The 22,993-nt window shown below is 60.4% G+C and carries 21 protein-coding genes and 3 tRNA genes; all 24 read left to right on the top strand.

From position 1 onward, the window contains the following. The first annotated feature begins 10 nt into the window (after nt 1-10). The 24 genes from ACN20G_RS14580 (at nt 11) to ACN20G_RS14465 (ending at nt 22,880) form a co-directional block, all read left to right on the top strand. On the top strand, nt 11-1,720 hold the full coding sequence (locus ACN20G_RS14580) for a recombinase family protein (protein WP_424213202.1): 1,710 nt from the start codon (nt 11-13) through the stop codon (nt 1,718-1,720). A gap of 527 nt (nt 1,721-2,247) precedes the next feature. Next, a tRNA-Asp gene (locus ACN20G_RS14575) sits at nt 2,248-2,320 on the top strand. 59 nt (nt 2,321-2,379) lie between these two features. Then, nucleotides 2,380-2,450, top strand: a tRNA-Ser gene (locus ACN20G_RS14570). Between the two features lie 5 nt (nt 2,451-2,455). Further along, a tRNA-Leu gene (locus ACN20G_RS14565) sits at nt 2,456-2,530 on the top strand. Nucleotides 2,531-2,610: 80 nt separating this feature from the next. Continuing rightward, nucleotides 2,611-2,958 (top strand): HNH endonuclease, encoded by a 348-nt coding sequence (locus ACN20G_RS14560; RefSeq protein ID WP_424215509.1) that lies wholly within the window; start codon nt 2,611-2,613, stop codon nt 2,956-2,958. A gap of 307 nt (nt 2,959-3,265) precedes the next feature. Further along, entirely contained in the window at nt 3,266-3,610 is a 345-nt protein-coding gene (locus tag ACN20G_RS14555) for a phage terminase small subunit P27 family (RefSeq protein WP_424215508.1), read from the top strand. 10 nt (nt 3,611-3,620) lie between these two features. Beyond that, a complete protein-coding gene (locus ACN20G_RS14550) occupies nt 3,621-5,174 on the top strand; it encodes a terminase large subunit domain-containing protein (protein WP_424213201.1) in 1,554 nt (517 codons plus the stop codon). A gap of 189 nt (nt 5,175-5,363) precedes the next feature. Next, nucleotides 5,364-6,602, top strand: coding sequence for a phage portal protein (locus ACN20G_RS14545; protein WP_424213200.1), 1,239 nt, complete (start codon nt 5,364-5,366; stop codon nt 6,600-6,602). Beyond that, entirely contained in the window at nt 6,595-7,191 is a 597-nt protein-coding gene (locus ACN20G_RS14540) for an HK97 family phage prohead protease (protein ID WP_424213199.1), read from the top strand. Before ACN20G_RS14545 ends, ACN20G_RS14540 begins: the two co-directional genes overlap by 8 nt. A gap of 71 nt (nt 7,192-7,262) precedes the next feature. Then, nucleotides 7,263-8,438, top strand: coding sequence for a phage major capsid protein (locus ACN20G_RS14535; RefSeq protein WP_424213198.1), 1,176 nt, complete (start codon nt 7,263-7,265; stop codon nt 8,436-8,438). 68 nt (nt 8,439-8,506) lie between these two features. Further along, nucleotides 8,507-8,875: a hypothetical protein gene (locus tag ACN20G_RS14530; protein WP_424213197.1), complete on the top strand. Its 369-nt coding sequence runs from the start codon at nt 8,507-8,509 to the stop codon at nt 8,873-8,875. 8 nt (nt 8,876-8,883) lie between these two features. Next, the gene (locus tag ACN20G_RS14525) at nt 8,884-9,312 is read left to right on the top strand and encodes a hypothetical protein (RefSeq protein ID WP_424213196.1); all 429 of its coding nucleotides are present in this window, start codon (nt 8,884-8,886) and stop codon (nt 9,310-9,312) included. A 12-nt stretch (nt 9,313-9,324) separates the two neighbouring features. After that, nucleotides 9,325-10,320, top strand: coding sequence for a phage tail tube protein (locus ACN20G_RS14520; RefSeq protein ID WP_424213195.1), 996 nt, complete (start codon nt 9,325-9,327; stop codon nt 10,318-10,320). A 29-nt stretch (nt 10,321-10,349) separates the two neighbouring features. After that, nucleotides 10,350-10,778: an HK97-gp10 family putative phage morphogenesis protein gene (locus ACN20G_RS14515; protein ID WP_424213194.1), complete on the top strand. Its 429-nt coding sequence runs from the start codon at nt 10,350-10,352 to the stop codon at nt 10,776-10,778. 2 nt (nt 10,779-10,780) lie between these two features. After that, nucleotides 10,781-11,059, top strand: coding sequence for a hypothetical protein (locus tag ACN20G_RS14510; RefSeq protein ID WP_390784085.1), 279 nt, complete (start codon nt 10,781-10,783; stop codon nt 11,057-11,059). A gap of 270 nt (nt 11,060-11,329) precedes the next feature. After that, a complete protein-coding gene (locus ACN20G_RS14505; protein ID WP_424213193.1) occupies nt 11,330-13,747 on the top strand; it encodes a phage tail tape measure protein in 2,418 nt (805 codons plus the stop codon). 45 nt (nt 13,748-13,792) lie between these two features. Further along, nucleotides 13,793-14,596 (top strand): hypothetical protein, encoded by an 804-nt coding sequence (locus ACN20G_RS14500; RefSeq protein ID WP_424213192.1) that lies wholly within the window; start codon nt 13,793-13,795, stop codon nt 14,594-14,596. After that, nucleotides 14,596-15,669: a hypothetical protein gene (locus ACN20G_RS14495; protein WP_424213191.1), complete on the top strand. Its 1,074-nt coding sequence runs from the start codon at nt 14,596-14,598 to the stop codon at nt 15,667-15,669. The genes ACN20G_RS14500 and ACN20G_RS14495 overlap by 1 nt, the downstream gene beginning before the upstream one ends. A 184-nt stretch (nt 15,670-15,853) precedes the next feature. Beyond that, entirely contained in the window at nt 15,854-16,474 is a 621-nt protein-coding gene (locus ACN20G_RS14490) for a hypothetical protein (RefSeq protein ID WP_424213190.1), read from the top strand. Nucleotides 16,475-16,870: 396 nt separating this feature from the next. Then, nucleotides 16,871-18,904 (top strand): collagen-like triple helix repeat-containing protein, encoded by a 2,034-nt coding sequence (locus tag ACN20G_RS14485; protein WP_424213189.1) that lies wholly within the window; start codon nt 16,871-16,873, stop codon nt 18,902-18,904. Between the two features lie 80 nt (nt 18,905-18,984). Beyond that, a complete protein-coding gene (locus ACN20G_RS14480) occupies nt 18,985-20,004 on the top strand; it encodes a peptidoglycan-binding protein (RefSeq protein WP_424213188.1) in 1,020 nt (339 codons plus the stop codon). 105 nt (nt 20,005-20,109) lie between these two features. Continuing rightward, nucleotides 20,110-20,325, top strand: a complete 216-nt coding sequence (locus ACN20G_RS14475) for a hypothetical protein (protein ID WP_424213187.1) — start codon at nt 20,110-20,112, stop codon at nt 20,323-20,325. 59 nt (nt 20,326-20,384) lie between these two features. Beyond that, nucleotides 20,385-20,981 (top strand): hypothetical protein, encoded by a 597-nt coding sequence (locus ACN20G_RS14470; protein WP_424213186.1) that lies wholly within the window; start codon nt 20,385-20,387, stop codon nt 20,979-20,981. 174 nt (nt 20,982-21,155) lie between these two features. After that, nucleotides 21,156-22,880 carry a hypothetical protein gene (locus ACN20G_RS14465; protein ID WP_424213185.1) on the top strand — a complete coding sequence of 575 codons (1,725 nt, stop codon included), beginning with the start codon at nt 21,156-21,158 and terminating at the stop codon, nt 22,878-22,880. Nucleotides 22,881-22,993: the final 113 nt, after the last annotated feature.

The following is a 22,993-nucleotide window of genomic DNA, read 5'->3' as shown; positions in this document are numbered from 1 at the left end:
GGGTACCACCGTGAGCGGCACCGGCGTCTACTGCGCGTGCTACATCCGGCAGTCACGCAAGAAAGCTAACAAGAGCGAAGCTTCGCCGGAAGACCAGCGGGACAAGACCAAGGGCTACACGACAGAGAAGGGGTTCAACTTCGTAGACTTCTATGAGGACATCGGCAAGTCGGGCTACGACCCAGACGCCGAACGCAAGGGCTTTGACCGAATGATGAATGACGCTCGTGTTGGTCGTATCAACATGATCGTTGTTCACTACGCGTCGCGCTTTTCCCGGCAAAACATCAACATCGTGCTAATGCAGGTGCTCGAACTGTTCCAACTGGGCGTCCGCATCGTGTCCGTGAATGAGGGTGAATTCACGAGCGATAACGTAATGGAACTCATGAATATCATCATGAGGTTTGAGGCGGGGCACAACGAGTCGCGCAACAAGTCCATTGCGGTCCGGGGCACGTTCGAAAAGCACCGTGAGCGCGGGGGGTGGCTCGGTGGACACGCGCCTTTCGGCTTTGAGGCGTACAAGGAATTTGTGGACGGCGTGGAAATCCAGCGGCTCCGCCCGCGCGAGGAAGAGGCCAAAGTCATTCAGTGGTGCTGGGCAACCATCAAGAAGCACCGCGACGAACCCATTCAGCAGGGAAAGCGCCACCCTGGCTCGCTCGCCGGTTTGGTGCACCAAATGCACCTTGACGATGTGCCAACACGGGGCAAGCGAATTGGGGGCGTCCAGAAACACGCCAAGTGGGAAGTGACGACCCTTAACCGCATTCTGCGTGACCCTCGGCTTGCCGGATACATGGCCGAGCCCAACACAAAGGGCGAAAAGGCCAAATGGGCATACCGCATTCAGCGGAACGAGGACGGCACGGCAAAGAAGTACGACTACGCCCCCATCATTCCCGTGGATGAGTGGTGGGAACTGCAAGCGTGGCTTGACTCCCGTGGGCAGGGCAGGGGGCTCACACGGGGTACGTCGCTCCTCTCGGCACTGCGCAACCCTGAGGATGAGCCAATCCTCATGTGCGCATGCGACAAGTCGATGTGCGCCTATTACGGGGGTGGCACGTCCCCTAGCCCCTCATACCGGTGCAACTTCCGGAACGTGCCCGGCCACAACGGCAACAACACCATGGTCCAGCACCACCTAGACGAATATGTTGCCCGCCGGATTTTCGCCCGCATTATTGCGGCGGAGGAAGACGGGGACACGGCCGGTTTCCTGCTTGAGGCGACTAAGCGGTTTGCCCGCACGCAGGAAAGCCCCAGTAACGCCCGTGAGCGCGCGCAGCTTGTCACTGAGCGGCATGAGGCGGCCCAACGCCTCGTTGAATGCGAAGAGGACTATAAGGCCGTTAAGGACAAGGGTCCGGCCACACGTAGGGCCGTACTCGAAGAGATGGACGCTGCGGAAACCCGCCTCAAGGCACTAGACGATGCCTTGCAGACCCTCGCTGAGGCGGACGCGCCCGCCCTGCCTATTCAGCAGTGGATCAACTCCGAAGAGGGCAACGGCGACCCCATGGGAGAGGGTTCCTGGTGGGCAACGGCCACCCTTGAGAGCAAGCGTCGTTTCGTCGCCCTTTTCGTGGATCGCATCGTTGTCCACAAGTCAGCGATGCGCGGCAACCGTTGGGTGCAGTACGACGCTTCAAAGCGGGTCTCACTCACGTTTGCCGGTGAGGGCGGGACCGAAGAGGCCAGCGAAGCGGCCTGAGCGCCCCTGTAGGCACCTATGAGGAGAGCCCCGGTCAGTCGTATGGACCGGGGCTTTTCCATGCCCTCAGACGGCCACACAGGGCTTTGTGATGTGCAACACAACGGCAACCCTGGTGAGGGCACCCTTACTCAGCGGGTGGGTAGATGAGCGATAGCGCTCCACCGACACTCTACGTAGCCAATCCCCACTTCCAGTCACTCTCTGTATAAAAGTGGGGTGACGAGTGACGAAATGACGAGTAGTCCTGTTCCACCTATACATCATCTAATCAAGCTCTTCTGTGGGACCAAACCGGAAGTGCCCTCACAACCGTCACTCGTCACCACGGGCCACCGGCCCCCACTCCCCCGCACGGAATCCCTCGCCCCCAAGCACGGGGTTGAGTGGAATCCTTCGCACCCTAGTAAGGGTAGAGAGAGGGGGTACCGCGCACCCTCCACTACAGGCGGTCTGAGTCTTCCTCTTTCGAGCGCGCCACACTGACCCAATCGGCCAATTCGGCCCCCACTGGTCAGTGTGGCAATGCTTCCTTAGCTCAGTGGTTAGAGCCCCCGTTTGTCGTACGGGTAGCCACCGGTTCGAATCCGGTAGGGAGCGCTAGGGGCTCACATTGTGATCCCTTGGCCTAGTGAGTAGCTCTCACAGACGGGCCTAAAGCGTTGGTCGTTCAGTGGCCTAGGACTCCCCTATGAGTGGGGCAACGTTGGTTCGAATCCAACCCGACGCAAGCTAGCCCACTTAGGCAAACACGGTAAAGCCGCCACGCTTAGAACGTGGTGTGTGAGGGTTCGACTCCCTCAGTGGGTACACATGACCACCTACTGATTCAGTAGGTGGTAGGGGGCCCTTCCCGGTAGGGGGGGGTGTTGAGTAGGGGGGGGGTGGCTATGCGTACCCGGTGCCTTGAGTGTCGCGAGTGGGCTACCCACAAGGGGCGTTGCTCCTCTCACCACAAGGGCTATGAAGCCAGACGCTCAGTGCAGTCACACGCCAAGCGTCGCGCGGCTATAGCTGCGGGCAATAACGCTGCTGCCCGTCTGCGTAAGGCTGTGCGTAAGGCTGTGTCTGGCACGTGTGCTACATGCCTACGTATGTACCTTCCGAGTCAGGTGGACATTGACCACATCAAGCCGCTTGCGCTTGGCGGTGAAGACGTAGACGGCAACGTGCAAGTCCTTTGCAAGGCGTGCCACAAGGCCAAGACTGCAACCGACTTTGGCAAGCGCCCGTTTTAACGGCGCATGGCGGGGAGGAGCGTTCCGAAAGTTCGGGCCGCATGCCTCCTGGCGATCCCGGCCCAAGCTCGAAATACGCGCGCTAGGTGTGATGGCGAACCCAAGCCCCCCACCCGCTGTAAGGCCCGTGAACACTGGGCACGCGCCGGTTAGCCCACGTGAGAAAGGCACCCGTTAAGGGGTCCGTAAGTACCCGTTAGGTGGTGTCTACGTGTCGCGAAGCAAGAGCCCCGATCAGCGGACGGGCAACGCCAACACTGCTGCCGAAGCATCGGCCCCCATCGTCTATGAGGGACGCGCCCCCAGGGTGCCCGCTCACCTCAAGGCCACCGGCCGCGAAGTGTGGCGCTCCGTATGGTCCGCTGGTTCTGGCGCCTACTCCCCCGACACTGACCGCAACATCATTTTGAGGTACAGCGAATTGCATGACCGGCGCGCGGTGTTGCTGGCTCAGGTGGACGCTGATGGGTACATGAGTGAGGGCTACAACGGTCAGCCGGTCATGCATCCGGCGCTCAGGTTTGTTGAGTCCACTGAGAAGGAACTCAGGGCGATTGAGACCGTCATCGGTTTCACTCCGGAAGCGCGCATGCGCCTGGGCATCGTTGCCGCTGAGGCACGCCGCGTAGCGGCTGGACCGGAAGACTTTTAGGGGGTGACGCGTGGACGGGCTAGACCCCGTGATTGCGCGGCACATTCCCGCTGACGCTCCCTTTCCGAGTGAGGGCTACCGCGTCGCCAACTGGATTGAGCGGTTTTGCTATCTCACCGGTTCCTTTGCCGGTCAGCCTTTCCGGCTACTCCCCTGGCAACGTGACCTACTCGTTGATGCGTACGAGCTACGGCAAGACACATTCGGCCGGTGGCATCGCAAGCACCGTATGGCCGTGGTGTGCATTGCCCGCAAGAACGGCAAGTCAACGATTGCCGCTGCCATCATGCTCTACCACTTGGTGGCGGACCGGGCCGACGCTCAGCGTCAGATCATTGCTGCGGCGAATGATAGAAACCAAGCCCGAATGGTCTTTGACGCTGCCAAGCAAATGGTCAATGCGTCGCCCAAGCTCAGCGCTGTTTGCGACGTTCAGCGGGACGTCATCAAGTTCAAGGATTCGACGTACCGCGTTGTGTCTGCCGATGCTGGCAGGCAGCAGGGTCTAAACCCCTCAGCGGTCAGCCTTGATGAGTACGCGTTCAGTAAGAACGCTGATCTATTCGACGCGCTGACCCTGGGTTCCGCCGCTCGTAACCAGCCCATGACTTGGGTTGTGAGTACGGCCGGACCGGACCCGGACGGCCCCTTTGCCAAGCTGTGCGAGACCGGCGAGCGGGTCAACTCTGGTGAGCTGAACGACCCTACGTTGTTTTACCGCTCATGGGGTCCGCGCATTGGCGACACCGTGGATCACACGGACCCGGACGTCTGGAAAGCATGCAACCCCTCTTACGAGATCCTCAATGAGGAAGACTTCCGCGCTGCTGTCCAGCGGAGCACTGAGGCAAGCTTCCGGATCTACCGACTCAGTCAGTTCGTCCGTGGCGCGTCTACGTGGCTGCCTCATGGCCTTTGGGATGAGCTTGCGAGGGAAGACACCCTTGCCCCCGGGGACGCCGTTGTACTGGGCTTCGATGGGTCATGGAAGGGGGACTCAACCGCATTGGTTGCCTGCCGCGTGGAAGACCTCAGGGTCTTCGTACTAGGTCACTGGGAAGCCCCGCAGGATGACGCTCATTGGCGTGTCCCGATGGCTGACGTACGCGACGCACTGAACGAAGCGCTACGGGTGTACGTCGTGCGCAACCTTGTTGCCGATCCGTACCGGTGGGAGGAGACGCTAGACAACCTTGAAGCCGAGGGCTTCCCGGTTGAAGCGTTCCCCACCAACAGCCTGAAGCGAATGATCCCCGCCACTCAGGCGGTATACGACGCTTGCCGGGACGGTCGGCTTACCCATGACGGGAATCCGGCCCTTGCTCGCCATATCGGTAACGCGGTGTTGCGCGAAGACAAGAACGGTGCGCGCGTCACGAAGGAGTACGCCGCATCGCGCCGGAAGATTGACCTTGCAATTGCCATGATCCTCGCCGTTCACGGTGCGGTGATGTGGCGTGAGGACAACCCCGGATTCATCAACGCTGCGATCCTCGCAACGTGGGAAGACGACAAGGGTGAGGTGCACGTCATGGGCGGTGATCCATCCGTGCCGTGGGACTAGCTACCACCTACTGAACTAGTAGGTGGTCCAACTGAATACACAACAGAACATCAACTGAATGAGGGGTGCCCGGTGGGATTCTGGTCTGACCTTTTCCGCCGGGGCACCCCGGATGAGTCGCGCGCCACGTGGGAAGACACGTCCGACATGTACCCCTACCCGGGTGTAGTCGCTGCAAGTGGTCAGCGCGTGGACGCGTCTTCCGCTCTACAGGTGTCGGCGGTCTTCGGCTGCATCCGGCTTCTGAGCGAGACGATAGCCACCCTGCCTGTTGCGACGTACTCACGTCGTGGCGGAGTACGGAAGGAAATCAAGTCGCCTATGTGGCTTGACTATCCGACCGCTGAGCCGGGCGGGCTTGGCCGTATCGACCTACTGTCTCAGTGCGTGCTCTCTCTACTGCTTGAGGGCAACGCGTATCTAGCCGTGCGCTGGACTACGGATAACACCACCATTGCCGGGCTTGACGTGCTGGACCCGTCCCGCATCACAACGCACACGGTCATGGCGGACGGTCAGCGCCGTAAGGCATTTGAGGCTTTCGACGTTGACGACGACGGCAACGAAGTTGCTATTGGCTGGTTCACCCCGAGGGAGATTCTCCATATCCCGGGGATGATGCTGCCGGGCGAATTCACTGGGGTCTCCCCCATCACCTACGCGCGTGAGTCCATCGGCCTCGCCCTTGCTGCCCAGAAGTACGGCTCTAAGTTCTTCGCGAATGGAGCCATGCCGGGTGCCGTGGTTGAGGTACCGGGCGCCATGTCCGAAGACGGCCTATCCCGTGCGCGTGAAGCGTGGCGCCTGGCCAATTCGGGTGCAGACAACGCGCATAGGGTCGCGCTACTGACTGAGGGTGCGAAGTTTTCCAAGGTGACTATGTCGCCGGATGAAGCCCAGTTCCTACAGACGCGCCAATTTCAGGTTCCGGAAATCGCCCGAATCTTCGGCGTGCCCCCGCACCTAATTGCCGATGCGACTAATTCGACGTCATGGGGTTCGGGCCTAGCTGAACAGAATCAGGCTTTCGCTCAGTTCTCCCTACGTCCCTGGCTTGAGCGCATTGAGGCGGGGCTTACTCGTCTGCTCTTCGCTGAGACCGCGAACCGTCAGCTATTCGTCAAGTTCTCTCTTGATGGAATTCAGCGCGGGGCACCGAAGGAACGCATGGACATGTATTCCATCGGGCTACAGCAGGGCATTTACAGCATTGACGAAGTGCGCGCGTGGGAAGACATGGAACCCCTGCCGGATGGCATGGGCGCCACGCACCGTGTGCCCATGAACCTTGCCGACGTGGCAGCGGAAGAGCCTGAGCCGGAACCTGCACCCGAACCCCCGGCGCCGGATGACGAGGCGGATAAGCCGGACGAAGAGCCGGATGAGCCGGACCCAACCGACGAAGAGGGGGACACGCCCAATGACTGAGACGCGCGAACTGCGCCTATTCACTAGCCCACTTGAGGAGCGTGCACGCGAGGACGGTAAGACCGTCATGCGGGGCTACGCGTACCGATTCAACGAGCTGTCACACAACCTTGGGGGCTTTCGGGAACGTATCGTTCCCGGGGCTGGTGGCCCGTCCCTCAAGGCCAATGACGTCTATGCCACGTTCAACCATGACACTCGCTCGCTGCTAGGGCGGGTTTCGTCCGGCACCCTCACCGTGGGCGAGGATGAGCGCGGGGGCTGGTACGAGATTGAGCTACCCGATACCACTACCGGCAGGGATGTAGCCGCACTTCTCAAGCGCGGTGATCTGTCCGGGAGTTCGTTCACGTTCCGCGTGAACGATGGGGGGCAGCGTCGCGCGAATGCCGACGACGAAGAGACCGGCCTACCGGTCCGCGAGATCACGTCTATGGATGTGGTGGAAGTCGGCCCCGTTGTGAACCCCGCCTACCCGACCACGGAAGCGGCGCTTCGTTCACTGCCCGATTGCCTTACGACTCCCCCGGACGTTGCGCCTATTGATCACGTCCGCAATCTTCCGCCGCTTGTTCGCGCCACTACGTGAAAGCGGCCCACCTACTAATTCAGTAGGTGGTCACACGTCCAACTACATACCAACTGAATAGGGGTTACCTCATGGACGCTACTACCCTGAGCGCGAACTTTGAGGCACGTGAGCGTGCCGCGAACGAGCTACGTGCACTTGCCGAAGAGTTTGCCGGTAAGACCATGGACGCCGACGCGCGCTCCAAGGAAGAGAAGCTACTAGATTCCATTGCCGACTTTGACGGCCGGATTAAGCGGGGCATTGAGACGCTCAAGTCCAATGAGGGTGTCTCCGCTCTCATGGCCGGTCTCAAGGGGACCGGCTCCAAGGGCGACACTCAGGACAAGCTAGCTGAGGCAGCAAGTCAGCTTCGGTCCATGGGATTCAACGAGTCGGCCACGTTCGCGCCTGAGACTCGCGCTATCGACACGAAGACCAACCCGGGTAACACCACGTTTGGCCGGACGCTCTTCGGTCGCCTACTCGCTGAGGCGGTAGAGCGTTCCACCATCATGCGGGGTGGCGCTACCATCCTCACCACGTCCAGCGGTGAGCCGATGGACTTTACCGTTGTTACGGGCCGCGCTGCGGCTGCAATCGTCAACGAGGGTGCGGCAATTGGCGAGTCTCAGCCGACCACCGTTCAGCGGTCCGTGGGTGCCTACAAGTACGGCTACGCGTCCACTGTTTCCAGTGAGTTCGTTGCCGATCAGGCACTAGACCTTGTTGGCTTCCTGGTGGGCGACGCGGGTCCGGCGATCGGTACCGGCATGGGTGCGCACTTCCTGACCGGTTCGGGTACTGCACAGCCCAAGGGCATCTTCACTGCTGCGTCTGCGGCTACCGCTACGTTCAGCGCAGTTGCCAAGGATGCGACCGTTTCGGATGCGCTCATTGATCTCTTCTACGAGCTTCCGCAGAGCTACCGCGCCAACGCTGCATTCGTCGTCTCCGACAAGCGCGCCGCGCAGATGCGCAAGCTAAAGGGCACTGACGGTCAGTACCTATGGCAGTCCAGCATTCAGGTTGGCGCCCCGGACACCTTCAACGGTCGTCCCGTACTGACTGACGTTGGCGTGCCGGACACCAAGATTCTCTTCGGTGACCTGAGCAAGTACAACGTTCGTCTTGCCGGTGGTCTTCGCGTGGACAAGTCCGTTGACTTCAAGTTCAACACTGACCAGATTGTTTACCGCTTCCTACAGCGTGCGGACGGCCTGCTTGTGGATGAGCGCGCCGCGAAGGTTCTGACCGTTGGCGCCTAAGGCGTAGCGGTACTTGAGGGGGGATCATCTACTGAATCAGCAGGTGGTCCCCCACCCTTGGGGGGCCCATGTCTTACGTAACCATTGACGAGTTGCGGGCCCTTGATGGGCTCGAAGACTCTTCGCTCTTCGCGGACAACACGCTCAGTCAAGCGATTGACTACGCGGTTGAGACCGTCGAAAGCTACACCGGCCAGAAGTGGGGCACGGCCGGAAACCCCACACCCGCAACCATTGAATGGTGTGTGCGGACTATCGCCCGGCAATACTGCCTTGACCTTGTGTCGCGCATTCCGGACCGGGCCCTACAGCTACAAAGTGAGTTTGGTTCTATCCAGCTTTCGCAGGCTGGTGGTACGTGGCGCCCCACTTCTCTGCCGGAAGTGAACGCGCAGCTAAACCGCTATCGCGTCCGCTTGCCGTTCATTTTCATGTAGGGGGAACCGTGCTGATCTTTGACGCAAAGGTTGCCCTCTTCACCAAGCTCAAGTCCCTTGTGCCTGCCGGTGTTCAGTGCACCTTCGCCGAGACGGGCAAGGCTGACCGTCGCCTACAGGTGTGGCTAGGCGCCACGTCGGATGACGAACTTGTACCCACCGGCATGCGTGCCGGTCCGCACAAGCCTACGGCCGTCACGGGCTACGTAGAGGCACACGCGCTAGTCGTATCCCCGGGTGACCCGATAGCCGCTGAGAGGGCCGTCTACGGGCTACGTGAGCACATCACGGAAGCGTGCCGGTCTCTGGACCGGGCCAGTGTTTCGGGGCTCATAGACATCCGGCCTGAATCCTCCGAGACGGAGACGGCCGAAAACACCGACGGCGCTTACGCCGCTATCACAGTCCGCATCAAGATTCGCGGACGCGTCACCTAAGGAAGTGATCCCATGGCGCTAGACGCTGCTATCGGCATTGGCAAGGAAACCACCTACGGCACTGCGGCTACGACCGTGCTCGGCTATGAGGGCAAGGCAGATAGCTGGAAGACTACGCGTGAGTTCATTGAGTCGGTTGGATTCCGGACCGGGCTACAGACCGCGCGTGCCGACCGCCGGAACATCATCAACATGGGCGGCGAGGGCGAACTAGAAGTTGACCTACTAGACGCAGGCGCGGCTGCTCTCTTCTCTGCCATCTTCGATAAGACCACCAGCACGGCGAACGGAACGACTGGCAAGACCACGCACGTATTCGAGACCAGCACGCAGAGCGCTGCCCCCTCGTTCACGTCGCAGATGATCCGGCCTACCACGGACGGAACGAACGTTGCCTACAAGCACGTTGGTTGCCAGGCAACAGAATTCACCCTGACAGCTGAAGTTGAGAACGCGGTAACCCTCACTGCGAACTTTGACTTTCAGGATGTTTCGCACACCGTTACCGCTGGTCAGTTCCTACCGATCACCTACCCCGCTGCCGCACTCCCCTACGACTGGTCACGTACGGCCGTCGCCCTCAAGATTGACAACGTGTCGGTCCCGCTTTCAGTTAACTCCCTTGAGCTGACCGGCGATCTAGGCATGAAGGTTGATCGGCGCTTTCTGCGAGGTAGCTCACTCAAGGCCAAGCCTGTACGCGCCGCCGTGCCGACATACGAGGGCACGCTAGAGGGCGAGTTCACCAATGACACCCTCAAGGTCTACGAAGCGTTTGTGGCGGGCAAGATTGCCGCTCTGACGGTTGACCTTGTGGGGCTCACCCCGGGCACGTCGGTCAAGATCGAGGCACCCGCAATCCAGTTCACTGGCGATTCACCGGAAGCGTCGGTTGATGACGTCACGGTTGCTGAGCTTCCGTTCCGCATTCTTGATCCGGGCACGGCGAACACTGCTGCACTCAAGCTCACCTATATTGAGCCCACCCCCGGATGGGTTGCCCCTTAAGGGCACCTACTGAATTAGTAGGTGATCGCGTGGCATCGTCTAGGTTTTCAGTTCAGGTCGATGGGCTGAACGAGCTTAAGCAAGCTCTCAGGAAACTCAAAGACAAAGACCTCAACAAGAGCGTGCGCGACGCCAACAAGTCAGCAGCGGAGATAGTCCGGCCGGATGCCCAAGCGGGTGTCCCGCAGCATACGCGCACACCTAAGGACAGCAAGAAGTACCGGCCCGGGAAACTGGCCAAGTCCGTAAAGGTGGTCGCGTCGGCTAACTTCGCCGCCATCAAGGCAGGCACTAAAGCCCGCGCACCTTATGCCGGAGCAATTCACTTCGGCTCTCCTCGGCGGGGCATTCGCCCTAACCGATTCCTTTACCGAGCAATGGCGAGGAATTCCGAAGCCGTCTCGGATACGTACGAGCGTGAGATTACCGCCGTACTCAAAAACAAATTGGAGAGTTAACCATGGCTAAGAAGACTGCCGAGAATGTCGGCACCCTGGGTGAGGTTCTGTCCATCGACATTGACTCTCTCTCCATTGATGAGATTGACATCATCGAAGACATTATTGACGGTCCGCTAGACCAGCTCGCTAAGCCGGGCGCGCGAAAGGCAAAGCTCCTTCGCGCTATGGCCGTGGTCATTAAGCGGCGCGAGGACCCGACTTTCACCGCTGAGGATGCGGGCAAGCTGCGCATCTCCCTCAAGGCCGTACCGAAGGACCCTACCGCGCTCAGCGAGTAATTACCTGTGCGCGGCTTGTAGGGCATTACAGGGGCCTTACGTGGGCCGATGTGCGCTCACTCTCGCTGAGGGATTTCAACACGCTCACAGACCAAATGGTGAGCGACGTTGAAGAGCAGAACAAGCAAGCCCGGAATGCGTCCCGGGGGCGCACGTCGGCTCCGGCCGATGGGGTCAGGCGGACCCCGGTTATGACGTAATTCTCACTCTGCGTATACCGCCGGCATACCGCGGGATATACACAGAGTTACAACTGAATAGGGGTGCGGCGTGGCCGGGGAGCCCATCAAGATCACATTGCTAGGTGATGTTTCCGACCTAGCAAAGAGCATGGCCAAGGCTTCTGCGGAAGTCTCTGAGCTAGGCACTGAGCTAACCGACGCGCTAAAGGAAGCGTCGGAAGAGGCGGGGCGCCTAGGGGACGAAGTTGCCAACGGCATTGAGGATGCCGGTCAGGAAGTCGGGGGCTTTGGCGAAAAGCTCAAGGGGCTTGCACTGGGCGCCGGTCTCGCTATTGGCGGGGCGCTTGCCATGGGTATTGGCAAGGCTCTCGAAAAGGAAGCCGGTAACGATCTCCTATCCGCGCAGCTAGGCGCCAACCCTGAGCAGGCTAAGGCCCTTGGGCAGGCGGCGGGTAAGGTCTATTCCGCCGGTTACGGCGAGTCTATCGCTGACGCGAATGAGGCCCTCAAGAACCTTTGGCAGCAGGGTCTAGTACCGGCCGGAGCGACGTCGGATGAGCTTGCCGACATCTCGAAGCGGGCAATGGATGTTGCGTCCGTCCTAGGCGATGACGTCGGCCCTACTGCTAATGCCGTCGGCACCATGCTTAAAACCGGCATGGCGAAGAATGCCAAGGAAGCCTTTGACATTCTCGTTGTCGGTGCGCAGAACGGTTCAAATAAAGCTGAGGATTTGCTAGACACATTCAACGAATACTCGGTTCAGTTTGAGCGCATCGGCCTAGACGGCAAGACGTCCATGGGCCTTATCTCTCAGGCCCTACAGGCAGGAGCGCGAGACAGTGACCAGGTTGCCGACGCGCTAGGCCAGTTCGGTGAAAAGGCCGTTGCGGGCGGGACGGCAGTTGAAGAGGCGTTCAAGTCCATTGGGCTGAACTCAGACAAAATTGCCGCCAAGATGCAAAAGGGCGGCAAGTCCGCTGAGGAAGCCCTAGGCATGACGCTTAAGGCGTTGCGGGGAACCAAGGACGAGACCGTGCAGCTAAATGCCGCTGCGGCTCTCTTCGGTGATCCCGCGAACGTAATGGGTAAGGCACTGTTTGCCATGGACCCTGCCACGGCGGCAGCGTCCAACGGACTGGATAAGGTTTCCGGCGCTGCCGATCGCGCAGGCAAGACCATGCACGATAACGCTACTGCCAAGCTGACGGCTTTCTGGCGGACCCTTGAGACCGGCGCCGTTGACCTTGTTGGCGGCAAGGTAATTCCTAAGCTGGAATCCCTAGCCCGGACTTTCGCCCCGATCGGAAGTGCAGCAAAAACCGTCCTGGTTGACAATGTCGTTCCGGCGGTCCGCACCTTTGGTGAAGTGGTCAACTCCACCTTCTCTTTCATCGGTGACCACAAGACCACCTTCACCGCAATAGCCACGGCCATTACGGTGTTTCTCCTTCCCGCGCTCATCACGTGGGGCGTTACCTCAGTCACTCAGGGAATCGCTGCCGTGACTGCGTGGGTGACGTCTGGGGCAGCGTCCACCACATCCGCTTTCGCTCAGGTCACAGCCTCATGGGCAGTGGTCGGAGGGTGGCTCAAGGCGGGGGCTCAGGCGGTCATATCCGGCGCCATAGTCGTTGGGCAGTGGGTTGCCGGTGCGGCTGCCGCCGTGGCCAATGGTGCGGTCATGGTGGCTACTTGGATTGCCATGGGTGCTCAGTCCATGTTGCAGGCGGCACGCATGGCGGCAGCGTGGCTAATTGCCATGGGCCCGATTGCCATTGTCATTGCGGCAATCGTTGCTCTAGCGCTGTTGATTTGGACCAACTGGGATCAGATCAAGACGTGGACGACCGAGGCTTTCCAGTGGGTTTGGGACAAGGTCAAGCAGGTCTTCAACTGGCTGGTTGACCTCTTCCTGAATTTCACGGGTCCGGGGCTCTTGATCAAGCATTGGGACACCATCAAGACGAAGACCGCTGAGGCTTTCCTATGGGTGCGCGACAAGGCCAAGGAAGGACTAGACGCGGTTATCGGATTCTTCCGGGACCTACCCGGCAGGATCATGAGTTTCGTCGGGAGCATCGGTAGCGCTGCGGCGAGTGTCGGGCGAACCATCATCGACACGCTAGGCCAGGGGCTTTCCCAGCTAGCTAGCTTCGGCGGAAGCATCGGTGACGCGGTGGCGCGTGGACTCAAGAGCGCCATCAATTCCTTGATCGACCTACTCAACTGGGCAATCCCGGACCGTATCGGAATCGGGCCGGTTGGGGTCGATCTTCCGCGCAACCCCATTCCGAAGATCCGCGCCATGGGTGGTCCGGCAGGGGGCCTCACCCGCGTTGGTGAGCGTGGCCCTGAGTGGCTGAACCTCCCCAAGGGATCGTCTGTCATCCCCAACCACGCTGGCCCGTCCGCCGGGGGTGTGGTTGTGAACGTGCAGACCAACGCCGACCCGTACGCGATTGGTCGGCAGGTGGCATGGGCGCTGCGCACGGCGCCCCGGTAGCCACCTACTGAATTAGTAGGTGGTCCAACTCAATAGGGGGTAGAGATGGGCGAGTTGAACGACTGGACTTGTGAGTTCAACGGGCTGGTCATGGGTGAACCTGACTCGCCCGTCTCTATCGTTGGCGTTGACGGTCTGCTGTCCATGCCGGACGTGCGAACATCTGATCTGACGCTCGTTCAGCGTCACGGTCTGTACGCGGGCGATGACTACATGAACGGCCGAACCGTGACGCTGACCCTTGAGGTTTACGGCGCCACCCGGGAAGAGTTCACGAAAGCTCTCAGCGCGCTCTACGCGGCCTTTCAGCCTGCCGAGCGTGAGAAGCCCCTACGGTTCCGATTTCCTGGCGTAGGCGGCGATCTAACGGGGTTCGTGAACGTACGTGCGCGCAAGCGGTCCGGCCCCCTTGATCTCAACTTCGCCTATCAGGTGTGCAACGTAGTGGTGGAACTCTTCGCCACTGACCCCCACATTTACAGCGACGCATTGACGACTAAGAACCTGTCGGCCCCGTGGCAGGGTTCCACCCCCAAGCTTTACTTCAACTCCCCTGGGTCCGTTGCCGTCCGGCCACTTATCAAGCTGACCAACGCAAAGGACTGCAAGCTCACTGACGAAGTGACTGGCCTTTGGTTCGGCATGACCAACCTTGCCGGTGGAATCACCATCGACTCTGAGGCACAGCGGGTCACGGCTACGGCTACGGGTACCGACTTCACGGACCGAGTTACCCCCGGCTCTACGTGGCCCGAATACGGCTTTGGCGAACACCGCCTATCCATGACAACCCTTGCGGTGAATGCCGCCTCTACAGCCGTGCTCACGTGGCGGGATAGGTGGGTCTAGTGACCAGCGCTGCATACGCCGTTGTTCAGACGGACCTAAAGACCGGCAACGTAGTAGCCACGCTGCCGGTTACCTCCCTAGCTTTTACGCACGCACTGAACGGCGCCGGAAGCGCAAGCGTCGGTATACCGCTCTTTGCTCCTGAGGCTGACCCCAACTCCCTTCGCCCGGGGGCGAGCGGCCTTGTGGTCCTGCGGGACAACATCCCTGTGTGGGGTGGAATCCTTTGGACCCTAGTGGGTGATATAGACGCGGGAACGCTTGCACTCAATGCGACCGGCTACCACTCGCACTATCAGGGCCGCTACTTCGTCAACGGCTGGACCGCGAAGAGCAAGGAACAAGCAACCATCCTCAAGGACTGGTTCGCCTACTTCAACGCGGACAACGGCATTGCCACGGACACCAGCCTTGTCACTTCAACCGGCCACATCCGAACAACGGTGTGGACTAAATACGAACTCAAGAACGCTGCTGAGGCAATCGAAGAGCTTGCCGACAATATCGGGGGCTTCAACTTCCGCTACTCCCCTTACTGGGTGACGTCGGGAAAGAAGGTTGGTCACCGGTTCCTGATATCAAGCCGTGAAGGTGTAGCCACGTCTCACAGCCTCACTCACCGCGCGAACTGCAACGTGACGTCTGTGAGCTACGACAGTACCGCCCTATGCACCGTGGCCTACGCAACCGGTGCCGACAAGGGCAACGGCGAAAAGCTCGTTGGCGTGTTCACTAACCCGTCCCTTGAAGCCACCATGCCGGAACGGCTCATGGTCGGCTCATATACCGACGTCAAGGAAACCCAAACCCTCATTGACAAAGCTCAGGCAACGATTAATGCGGGGGCCGTTCCCGTGGCAATTCCTGAGCTGACGCTCTACCCGGGCATGTTCGGACCGCTGGACTTCACACCTGGGGACGTTACCGCTGTGGACGTGAACGCGGGTTACGTGGCGCTCTTTGACGAATTCGTTGTGACCGAATGCGCCACGGCAGTGGACGCGAACGGAACCGAAACTATCAAGCTAGCGCTTGCCAGTAAGGAGCTATTCAGCAATGCCAACCCAAGCTAACGTAGTCCCGCCCTCGCTGATCAATGAGCTTTCTGAGGTAAAGCGGCGCCTGAACGCCATTGAGCGTGCGCCTGCCCCGGTCAATAAGTTTGACCGATATCCCGCAGTTGAGTGGGCGGCTCAGGGGCGCCCCCCGGTCGGCGGAAACGTCTGGTCTAGCGTCTCCATCGCCAACGTAACCGGAATGACTTTCGACCGTCTGGAATGCAAGTTCATTACAGACTTCCTGATCACGGGTAAGGCTGAGGCGGAAGTCAGGCTTGCCGCGTTCCGGCACACCAGCGATGCCGGGCGTGAGATTGTCAGTGCGTCCCGCGTGCTACAGCTCAAGGGTGACGCAGAGAGGTATATCGGGTCGGGCGTAATTCGCTGGGTTCACGGCATCCCCTTCGGATGGGACTATGAAGACAACAACACGGTCTACACCGTTGAGCTACAGCACCGGTACGCGTTCCTGCCCGCACCTGTCACGCAGCCGATGACAACTGACGTGTTCGTGTTCTCCAAGGATACAAACAAGGCCGCACCCGGTACCGGCGGTTCGCTGGAAATGCCGAACAACACCAGCTACGAAACGATGGTTCTGCCAAAGAATCGCCCGAACGTAACTACCGGATGGGTAACCGTTCCCGCCGGGTGGTCCAACAAGCCCACCGAGTATGGCATTAGCGCTATGCATTACTGCGTTGGCCTACCCAAGGAGCGAATTCCTGAGGCATCCCCTAACGGGTGGGCATGGCTCCGAAACATGGATGCCGCATGGACGCGTCAGCCTGACCTGACCGAACCCTACTTCTTCGTGTAAGGACAATGATGGACCTAACCCGACTATTCGGGGCAGCGGAAATCGTTGTCCCCCTGCTCGTCTTCGCCGCGTTCACCATGCGCCGATTCCGGGACGGCATGGTTGCGTCTTGGAAGGAAGAGGCGGAAGCCTACCGATCCAAGGTTGAACGGCAGGGCGAAGAGCTAGCCGCGCTACACAAGGAAGTGCGCGAACTGCGACGCGAGAACGCTGAGCTACGTGCACAGATTGACCGCCTCCTAGCCCGCCCGTAACCATCCATTCTTCCGGGACCACCTACTGAGTTAGTAGGTGGTCCCCCTCTTTGGGGGGCCCATGCCTATTCCTGGTTCAATCCCTACGGTTAAGGTGCATGGCACCTACTACGGTCCGGATGGCCGCGCACTACAGGGAACCGTGACGTTCAGCATTCCCGCGCTGCTGACGTTCCCCGATTCCGATCTGTTCATTGCCGGTCCGGTCGTCGCTCAGCTTGACGAGACTGGCCGCTTTGAAGTCACGCTACCGGCGACCGACGCACCCGGGGCGAATCCCTCTAGCTGGTCCTACACCGTTAAAGAGAACCTCTCTGGTGTGGTCGGTTCGCGTACGTTCTCAATGCTGCTGCCTAAGGCCGTGGCGGACGTTGACCTTGCCGACATTGCCCCGGCTGACCCGCTCACGCCGAACTATGTTCCCGTGGCCGGTAGTCAGATACTCACCGGAACCGCTGCCCCTGCTGCGGGCGCAGGGCTTAACAACGACTTCTATGTCCAGTACGACACTCGCACGCTGCTAGGTGTCACGCATACCACAGTCACGAACTGGAAGAAGACCGGCGGCACCTGGGCGAAGGTGGGGGCCGACATTCACGGCTCCCAAATCTTCCTGAACACCACGACCACGCCGAGTACTGACGCTAAGCCGGGTGACATTCTCATCCGCACAGATACCGGCGACATGTGGCAGCGTGGCGCGTCTTCCTGGGGTTCCGCCCTTGGCAACATCAAGGGCCCGAAGGGAGACACAGGCAATACCGGCGCGACGGGCGCGCAAGGAATCCAGGGAATCCAGGGGCTCAAGGGCGACAAGGGCGACCCCGGTCTAGGAAATGTGAATTCGGTCAACACGAAGCTTGGCCCGGACATCACCCTTAACGCTGTGGATGTTGGTGCGCTGTCGGCAACCGGCACCACGTCCAATGTCGCGGCTACCTTCCGAGGTAACGGCACGAATGCGCCGCTGAACGTCTACGGCGACGGAACCAACACGACCCGCTTCACCGTACTCAAGGATGGTTCCTGGTACAGCAACGCACTAGCCAACACGGCATACAACATGGCCATTGGCGACACGACTTCCGATTTCGCCGGGGGCACATTCGTACTAGCCATCAAGAACGTCAACGTGGCCCCAACAACCAACCCGACTAACGGCGTAGTGGCGTACGCCGAGGGTGGCGTTATGAAGGTACGGCAGACCAACGGGACGATTGTCACCGTTGGTTCCGGCGGGGGCATCCCGCCCGGCCCGGTTGTGATCAGCGCTGACGCTACCGCCACCGACCCACTCAAGGTGCAGAACGATGCAGCCGCTGACCTATTGGCCGTTCGCAAGAGCGGTAGCATTCGACTCCCCCTAGGGAATCTCTACGCCGATAAGAACATCCGCATTGGCGGAGCGGCAAGCTCAACCAGTATCGGTTCCGGCGTTAGCGGCGTACTCGCCATTGACGCCGGAGGGGGCCCGTCTGCGGCAAACCCGAACGGCATCAACATGTGGGCAGCAGGCGGAAGCCTGATGGTTCAGGAACCCAATGGGCGTCAGTTCTACGTCGATGGCACCGGGCGTAACGAGTGGAACGCTAAGGCTCTAGGTTTTGAGGCGTGGTCCGTCGACCCTGGTTCGGTCGCCAACCCGACCACACTCAAGGCGGCAGCCATTCAGCGGCTCTACATGTGCGCAGTGAATATCACTGAGGCAACCACGGTTAACCGGGTGGTTATCCACGCACGTGGCTGGGCAGGCTCCACCACCATTCCCGCCGCACGATTCATGGCGGGCATTTACAGCGAGGCAGGCGCACGCGTCGCATGGTCGGGCAGTACGGCGCTATCTAGCGTCGCTGCGGCCGGTCAGGTCAGCGGTTCCCCGTCTGGCATGAACACCAACCACGTGGGCGCCGTACCGCTTCCCCTAACGGCAAGTTACGTCATGCAGCCCGGTCGCTACTGGCTTGCGTTCCTCATGACCGCTGGAAGTGCCACCGATTTCTACTACTTCCACATTCAGAATGAAGCCCCTTCCAGCCCGTCCAACTTCTATCTAGGGACCACAGCCTTTTGCCGTAACTGGTACCTGAGTGGGCAGACGACACTACCGGCGACAGTCACCCCATCCAGCGGCCTTGTGGACCACGACCCGCCCATCATGGCCGTTGCCATGCAGTAACCACCTACTGAATTAGTAGGTGACCCCCTGCCCCGTCCGGGCTGAATCCGGGCGGGGCTTTCTGTTGAGAGGAATGCAGAATGTCTATTGACTCTATGCTTGCCGCCGCTTCGGCTGACGCTGACGCTAGCTACAAGGAGGGGGCGAATAACGACACCAAGTTTGGCCGTTGGTATCCCATGAATAACGAGCCGTGGTGCGACATGGCCGTTTCCATGTGGGCAGAGCTGTCCGGCAACGCTGAGGCGGTCGGCAAGTTCGCCTACTGCCCGTCGCATGTGAATTGGTTCAAGGGCCGTGGTCAGTGGCTCAGCGCCAACTCTGCCGCAAAGCGGGGTGACATCGTGTTCTTCACTTGGGATGGTGGCCCGGTCGCGGACCACGTTGGAGTAGTTGAGTTCGACGCTGCGGCAGGCTCCAACGTCCGCACTATTGAGGGCAACACGTCCAGCGGCAACAGTGGCTCTCAGGGCAACGGTGACGGGGTTTACCGGCGCACCCGTGGCCGTTCGGTCATCCTGGGCTTTGGTCGCCCCTCGTACGGCGATAGCGGCCCGTCTGGACCGTCCCGCGCCCAGGTGGTCATCAACGGTCTCACGTACGGCTACGGCGCCACTGGTGACCACGTGACGCAGGTTGGCGCGGCCCTTGTGGCTAGGGGCTTTGGCTCGCACTACAGCGAGGGACCGGGGCCGAACTGGACGGACGCCGACACACTCAACTACGCGGACTTTCAGCGGTCGCTAGGATTCGCCGGTTCGGACGCTGACGGGGTTCCCGGTCCGTCCAGCCTCAAGACCCTTCTAGGCGCGCTGCCGGGTGGCTCCACCCCTAGCAAGCCTGCCGGTTATGAGCCGTTCCCTGGTGAGGCGTTCTTCAAGCGGCACCCCAATAGCCCGATCGTAACTGCCATGGGCAAGCGGCTAGTTGCTGAGGGGTGCAGTGCTTACCGCGTCGGTCCGTCCCCTGAGTGGGGCGAGGCTGACCGGGCTTCCTTCCGCAAGTGGCAGGTGAAGCTAGGCGACGCGCGCGCCTACTGCGACGGGTGGCCGGGTAAGCGGCAGTGGGATGCGCTCAAGGTCCCGCGCGTATCTAAGTAACACAACGTAGTTCCCGCGGGGCCCGGCATGTCCGTTTCTGTACCGATTCAGGCCATGCCGGCCCCAGGGCCAATTTTTACAGACAGTCACGAAAGGACTTTGTCAATGACCTTCGCCAAGAATCACGCCACTCGTCTCTACGCGCTAGCCGTTGCGGTGCTCGCCCTGGTGGCGCACTACGTGCCGTCTTTGCCGTCCGCGCTCATTCTGGGTGTGGTCGCTGCGGTGCTCGGTACCGGTGAGGCTGTGCAGCGCCTAGAGAACGCGAAGACCCTTGCGGGTGCTCTGCTAGATGCTGACGGCAAGCATCGCAAGGAGTAGTGGAATCCGTCGCACCCCCATAGCTGTGAGAGACCACAACGGCTATGGGGGTACGACGGATGTCCTATCGCAACATCGCGCTTATGGGTAAGGCTCGTTCCGGTAAGGACGAAGTGGGAAAGCGGCTAGTCTCCGCATTCTCCTTTACCCGAATCGCTTTTGCCGACCCACTTAAGGGAATGGCCCTTTCGCTGGACCCCATCGTTAGTGGGGAGTCAGGGACGCACGGCTATTACTCGTACCGCCTTTCGGATGTAATCCGGCGTCACGGGTGGGAGACGGCAAAGGTTCGCTTCCCGGAGATTCGCCGCACCCTTCAACGTCTGGGCCACACGGTCCGCACGCATGACGCCGACTATTGGGTCAACGTGGCCATGGACAAGATCCACGTGGCGGATACATGGAACCTGCCCGTGGTCGTGACTGATGTCCGCTACCCCAACGAAGCGGAAGCCCTCAAGGCCCGTGGGTTCCTGCTAGTCCGAGTAGAGCGACCGACCCCGGGGCTAGCAGACATGACGCTTGCCGAGATTGGCCACGCTTCACACGTAAGCGAGACGGCACTAGACGACTACCCCGCAGACCGCACGCTCATCAACACGGGCACACTTCCCCAACTGCACTGCGCCGTAGACGAGTTGATCTCACCCCGCTAGACACATCGCCCCTCTTCCTTCAGGAAGGGGGGCTTTTGCGTACCCATGCAACCCGATCGGGTGACGACCCATCGGGACCACCTACTAATTCAGTAGGTGGGGTTGCGCGGACCATGATCGGCCCGCTAGTGTCTTCCTTGTTGGCAAGGCGGAGCGGAACGAGGGGCGGGGAGCATGTTCACCATCAAGTACAACGCGACCACGAACCACATCGACGGGGTGGCGATTCGTACCACTAGTGGTGGCAGTGACGCGGGCGGTTACGTCACCGACTACTCGCAGAACGCATGTGGATCAATCACCCGCTACCGCCTTGCTGCGGGCAAGACTTACAACTCTCTCGCTGACGCCCTGAACGCTGCCCGGCAGGGTGGCCGTAAGCTCTGCAAGACCTGCGAAAAGGCGGCTCTTGCCCAGCTTGCGGCGGAAGAGGCCGCGCCGATGCATGACGACGTGGCGCCCGAGACCGATAACAACGAAGAGGCGGGGAACATGACTGCAAAGCTCAAACTGTCTGAGGTTCGCGGAGACGTCATGGTCGGCGCAACCAACGGTGGCAAGATGCCGCATGCTCTCAAGTTGGTTGACGGCCCGGACGGGGCGCTCTGGGCCCCTTACTGCGGGACCAAGGCCAAGACTCCCTTCCGTTCATGGGGTGCCGCGCATGAGCAGAAGGGACCGGACCTTGAGCTGTGCATCAAGTGCTCTGCCCTTGTTGAGACCGGTCCGGTTGAGATCCTTGAAGAGACCGTCACCATCCCCGGACTTGACCGCGCCATCAAGGTGAAGACCGCCGTAGCGGTTCCCCTTGAGACCCCTGAGACCGGCACCACCAACACCGAAGAGAAGGAAGCCACCATGGCAGCGAAGACGATGGACAAGGCCGCTCAGGACAAGGCCGCTGAGGACGTTCGGGCCAGCATCGAGCGTATCCCCTCTCTGGCCGCTGAGGGCAAGGGGGATGCTGTCACGGAACTTGCGGCGGAGATCAAGACCGCTATCAACAAGATCACTGGCACGGGTGCCGCTGGTGTCAAGGCCACGCTTAAGGCGGAACTGACCAAGGCTGAGGAAGCCGCGAAGGAAGCCGCGAAGACCGCCCCTAAGGCTGAGGTCGCCTCTCTCGAAACGCAGAACTGGGAAGACATCCCGGGTGCCGAAGAGAAGGTGTCCGCTGCCGCGAAGCGCATCGGTGACGCGCTGGTCCACAACATCAAGTTCTCTCGCCTGGCCCGTGAAATCGCAGACACGAAGATGGAACTTGCCGTTGGCTTCACCAACAAGCACGGTGACCCGGACATCATGTTTGCCGGTGACAGCCTCAAGAACGCGTTCCGCAAGATGACCACGGACGCGCTCGCTGAGGCCGGTATCCCGGACACCTTCGAGGGTCACAAGACCCTTGAGAAGTTGCTCAAGGCCATCCAGAACCAGCACGCTTCGGCCCGCCGTGACTTTGTGGCGAGCCTTGACAGCAAGCCTGAACTTGCCGCCCGGTTCGAAAAGGCCGCTGCCGCTCACCCGGACAAGCCGATTTCGGAAGCAGTGTTCGAGTACCACAAGATCTCTCGGGGCAAGTCCAAGCTTGAGCTTGAAGAGGACAAGTGGAACGCGGACCGTGCGGCGGAACTCGCTGCCGCCGCAAAGAAGGAACTGACGTCCGGCGAGGGCGAGGGCGAGGGTACCGGCGAGGGTGAGGGCGAGGAAGCCGCTGCCACGTCCGCCAACATCACCCCGGACGTCTACGCCGCTCAGTACCTCAACAAGGTGGAGAAGGCGAACAAGAACCTTGACGTGAAGACGATCGGCAAGGTTTCCGAAGAGGGCAAGAAGGCTCTTCGCGAAAAGCTGGAAGCTGAGCTTGAGAAGATCAAGGCTGCGATTGCCGCCCTTCTTTAAGACCGGCTGACCGACCGGCACCACGGGCCCCCGCTTCATTCCCGCAAGGATGGGGCGGGGGCCCTTCCCGTAAGACCACCTACTAATCAAGTAGGTGGTGGGGTCCGACAGTA

The sequence above is a fragment of the Streptomyces dryopteridis genome (assembly GCF_049606955.1).
GTDB lineage: Bacteria > Actinomycetota > Actinomycetes > Streptomycetales > Streptomycetaceae > Streptomyces.
Note: the sequence above shows the minus strand (reverse complement) of the source record. Positions and strands in the feature narration are given on the sequence as shown.

Coding starts and splice junctions, on each gene's coding strand:
- ACN20G_RS14560 (WP_424215509.1), top strand. CDS start 2,611: ATGCGTACCCGGTGCCTTGAGTGTCGCGAGTGGGCTACCCACAAGGGG.
- ACN20G_RS14540 (WP_424213199.1), top strand. CDS start 6,595: ATGACTGAGACGCGCGAACTGCGCCTATTCACTAGCCCACTTGAGGAG.
- ACN20G_RS14535 (WP_424213198.1), top strand. CDS start 7,263: ATGGACGCTACTACCCTGAGCGCGAACTTTGAGGCACGTGAGCGTGCC.
- ACN20G_RS14530 (WP_424213197.1), top strand. CDS start 8,507: ATGTCTTACGTAACCATTGACGAGTTGCGGGCCCTTGATGGGCTCGAA.
- ACN20G_RS14520 (WP_424213195.1), top strand. CDS start 9,325: ATGGCGCTAGACGCTGCTATCGGCATTGGCAAGGAAACCACCTACGGC.
- ACN20G_RS14510 (WP_390784085.1), top strand. CDS start 10,781: ATGGCTAAGAAGACTGCCGAGAATGTCGGCACCCTGGGTGAGGTTCTG.
- ACN20G_RS14500 (WP_424213192.1), top strand. CDS start 13,793: ATGGGCGAGTTGAACGACTGGACTTGTGAGTTCAACGGGCTGGTCATG.
- ACN20G_RS14490 (WP_424213190.1), top strand. CDS start 15,854: ATGACTTTCGACCGTCTGGAATGCAAGTTCATTACAGACTTCCTGATC.
- ACN20G_RS14480 (WP_424213188.1), top strand. CDS start 18,985: ATGTCTATTGACTCTATGCTTGCCGCCGCTTCGGCTGACGCTGACGCT.
- ACN20G_RS14475 (WP_424213187.1), top strand. CDS start 20,110: ATGACCTTCGCCAAGAATCACGCCACTCGTCTCTACGCGCTAGCCGTT.
- ACN20G_RS14470 (WP_424213186.1), top strand. CDS start 20,385: ATGTCCTATCGCAACATCGCGCTTATGGGTAAGGCTCGTTCCGGTAAG.
- ACN20G_RS14465 (WP_424213185.1), top strand. CDS start 21,156: ATGTTCACCATCAAGTACAACGCGACCACGAACCACATCGACGGGGTG.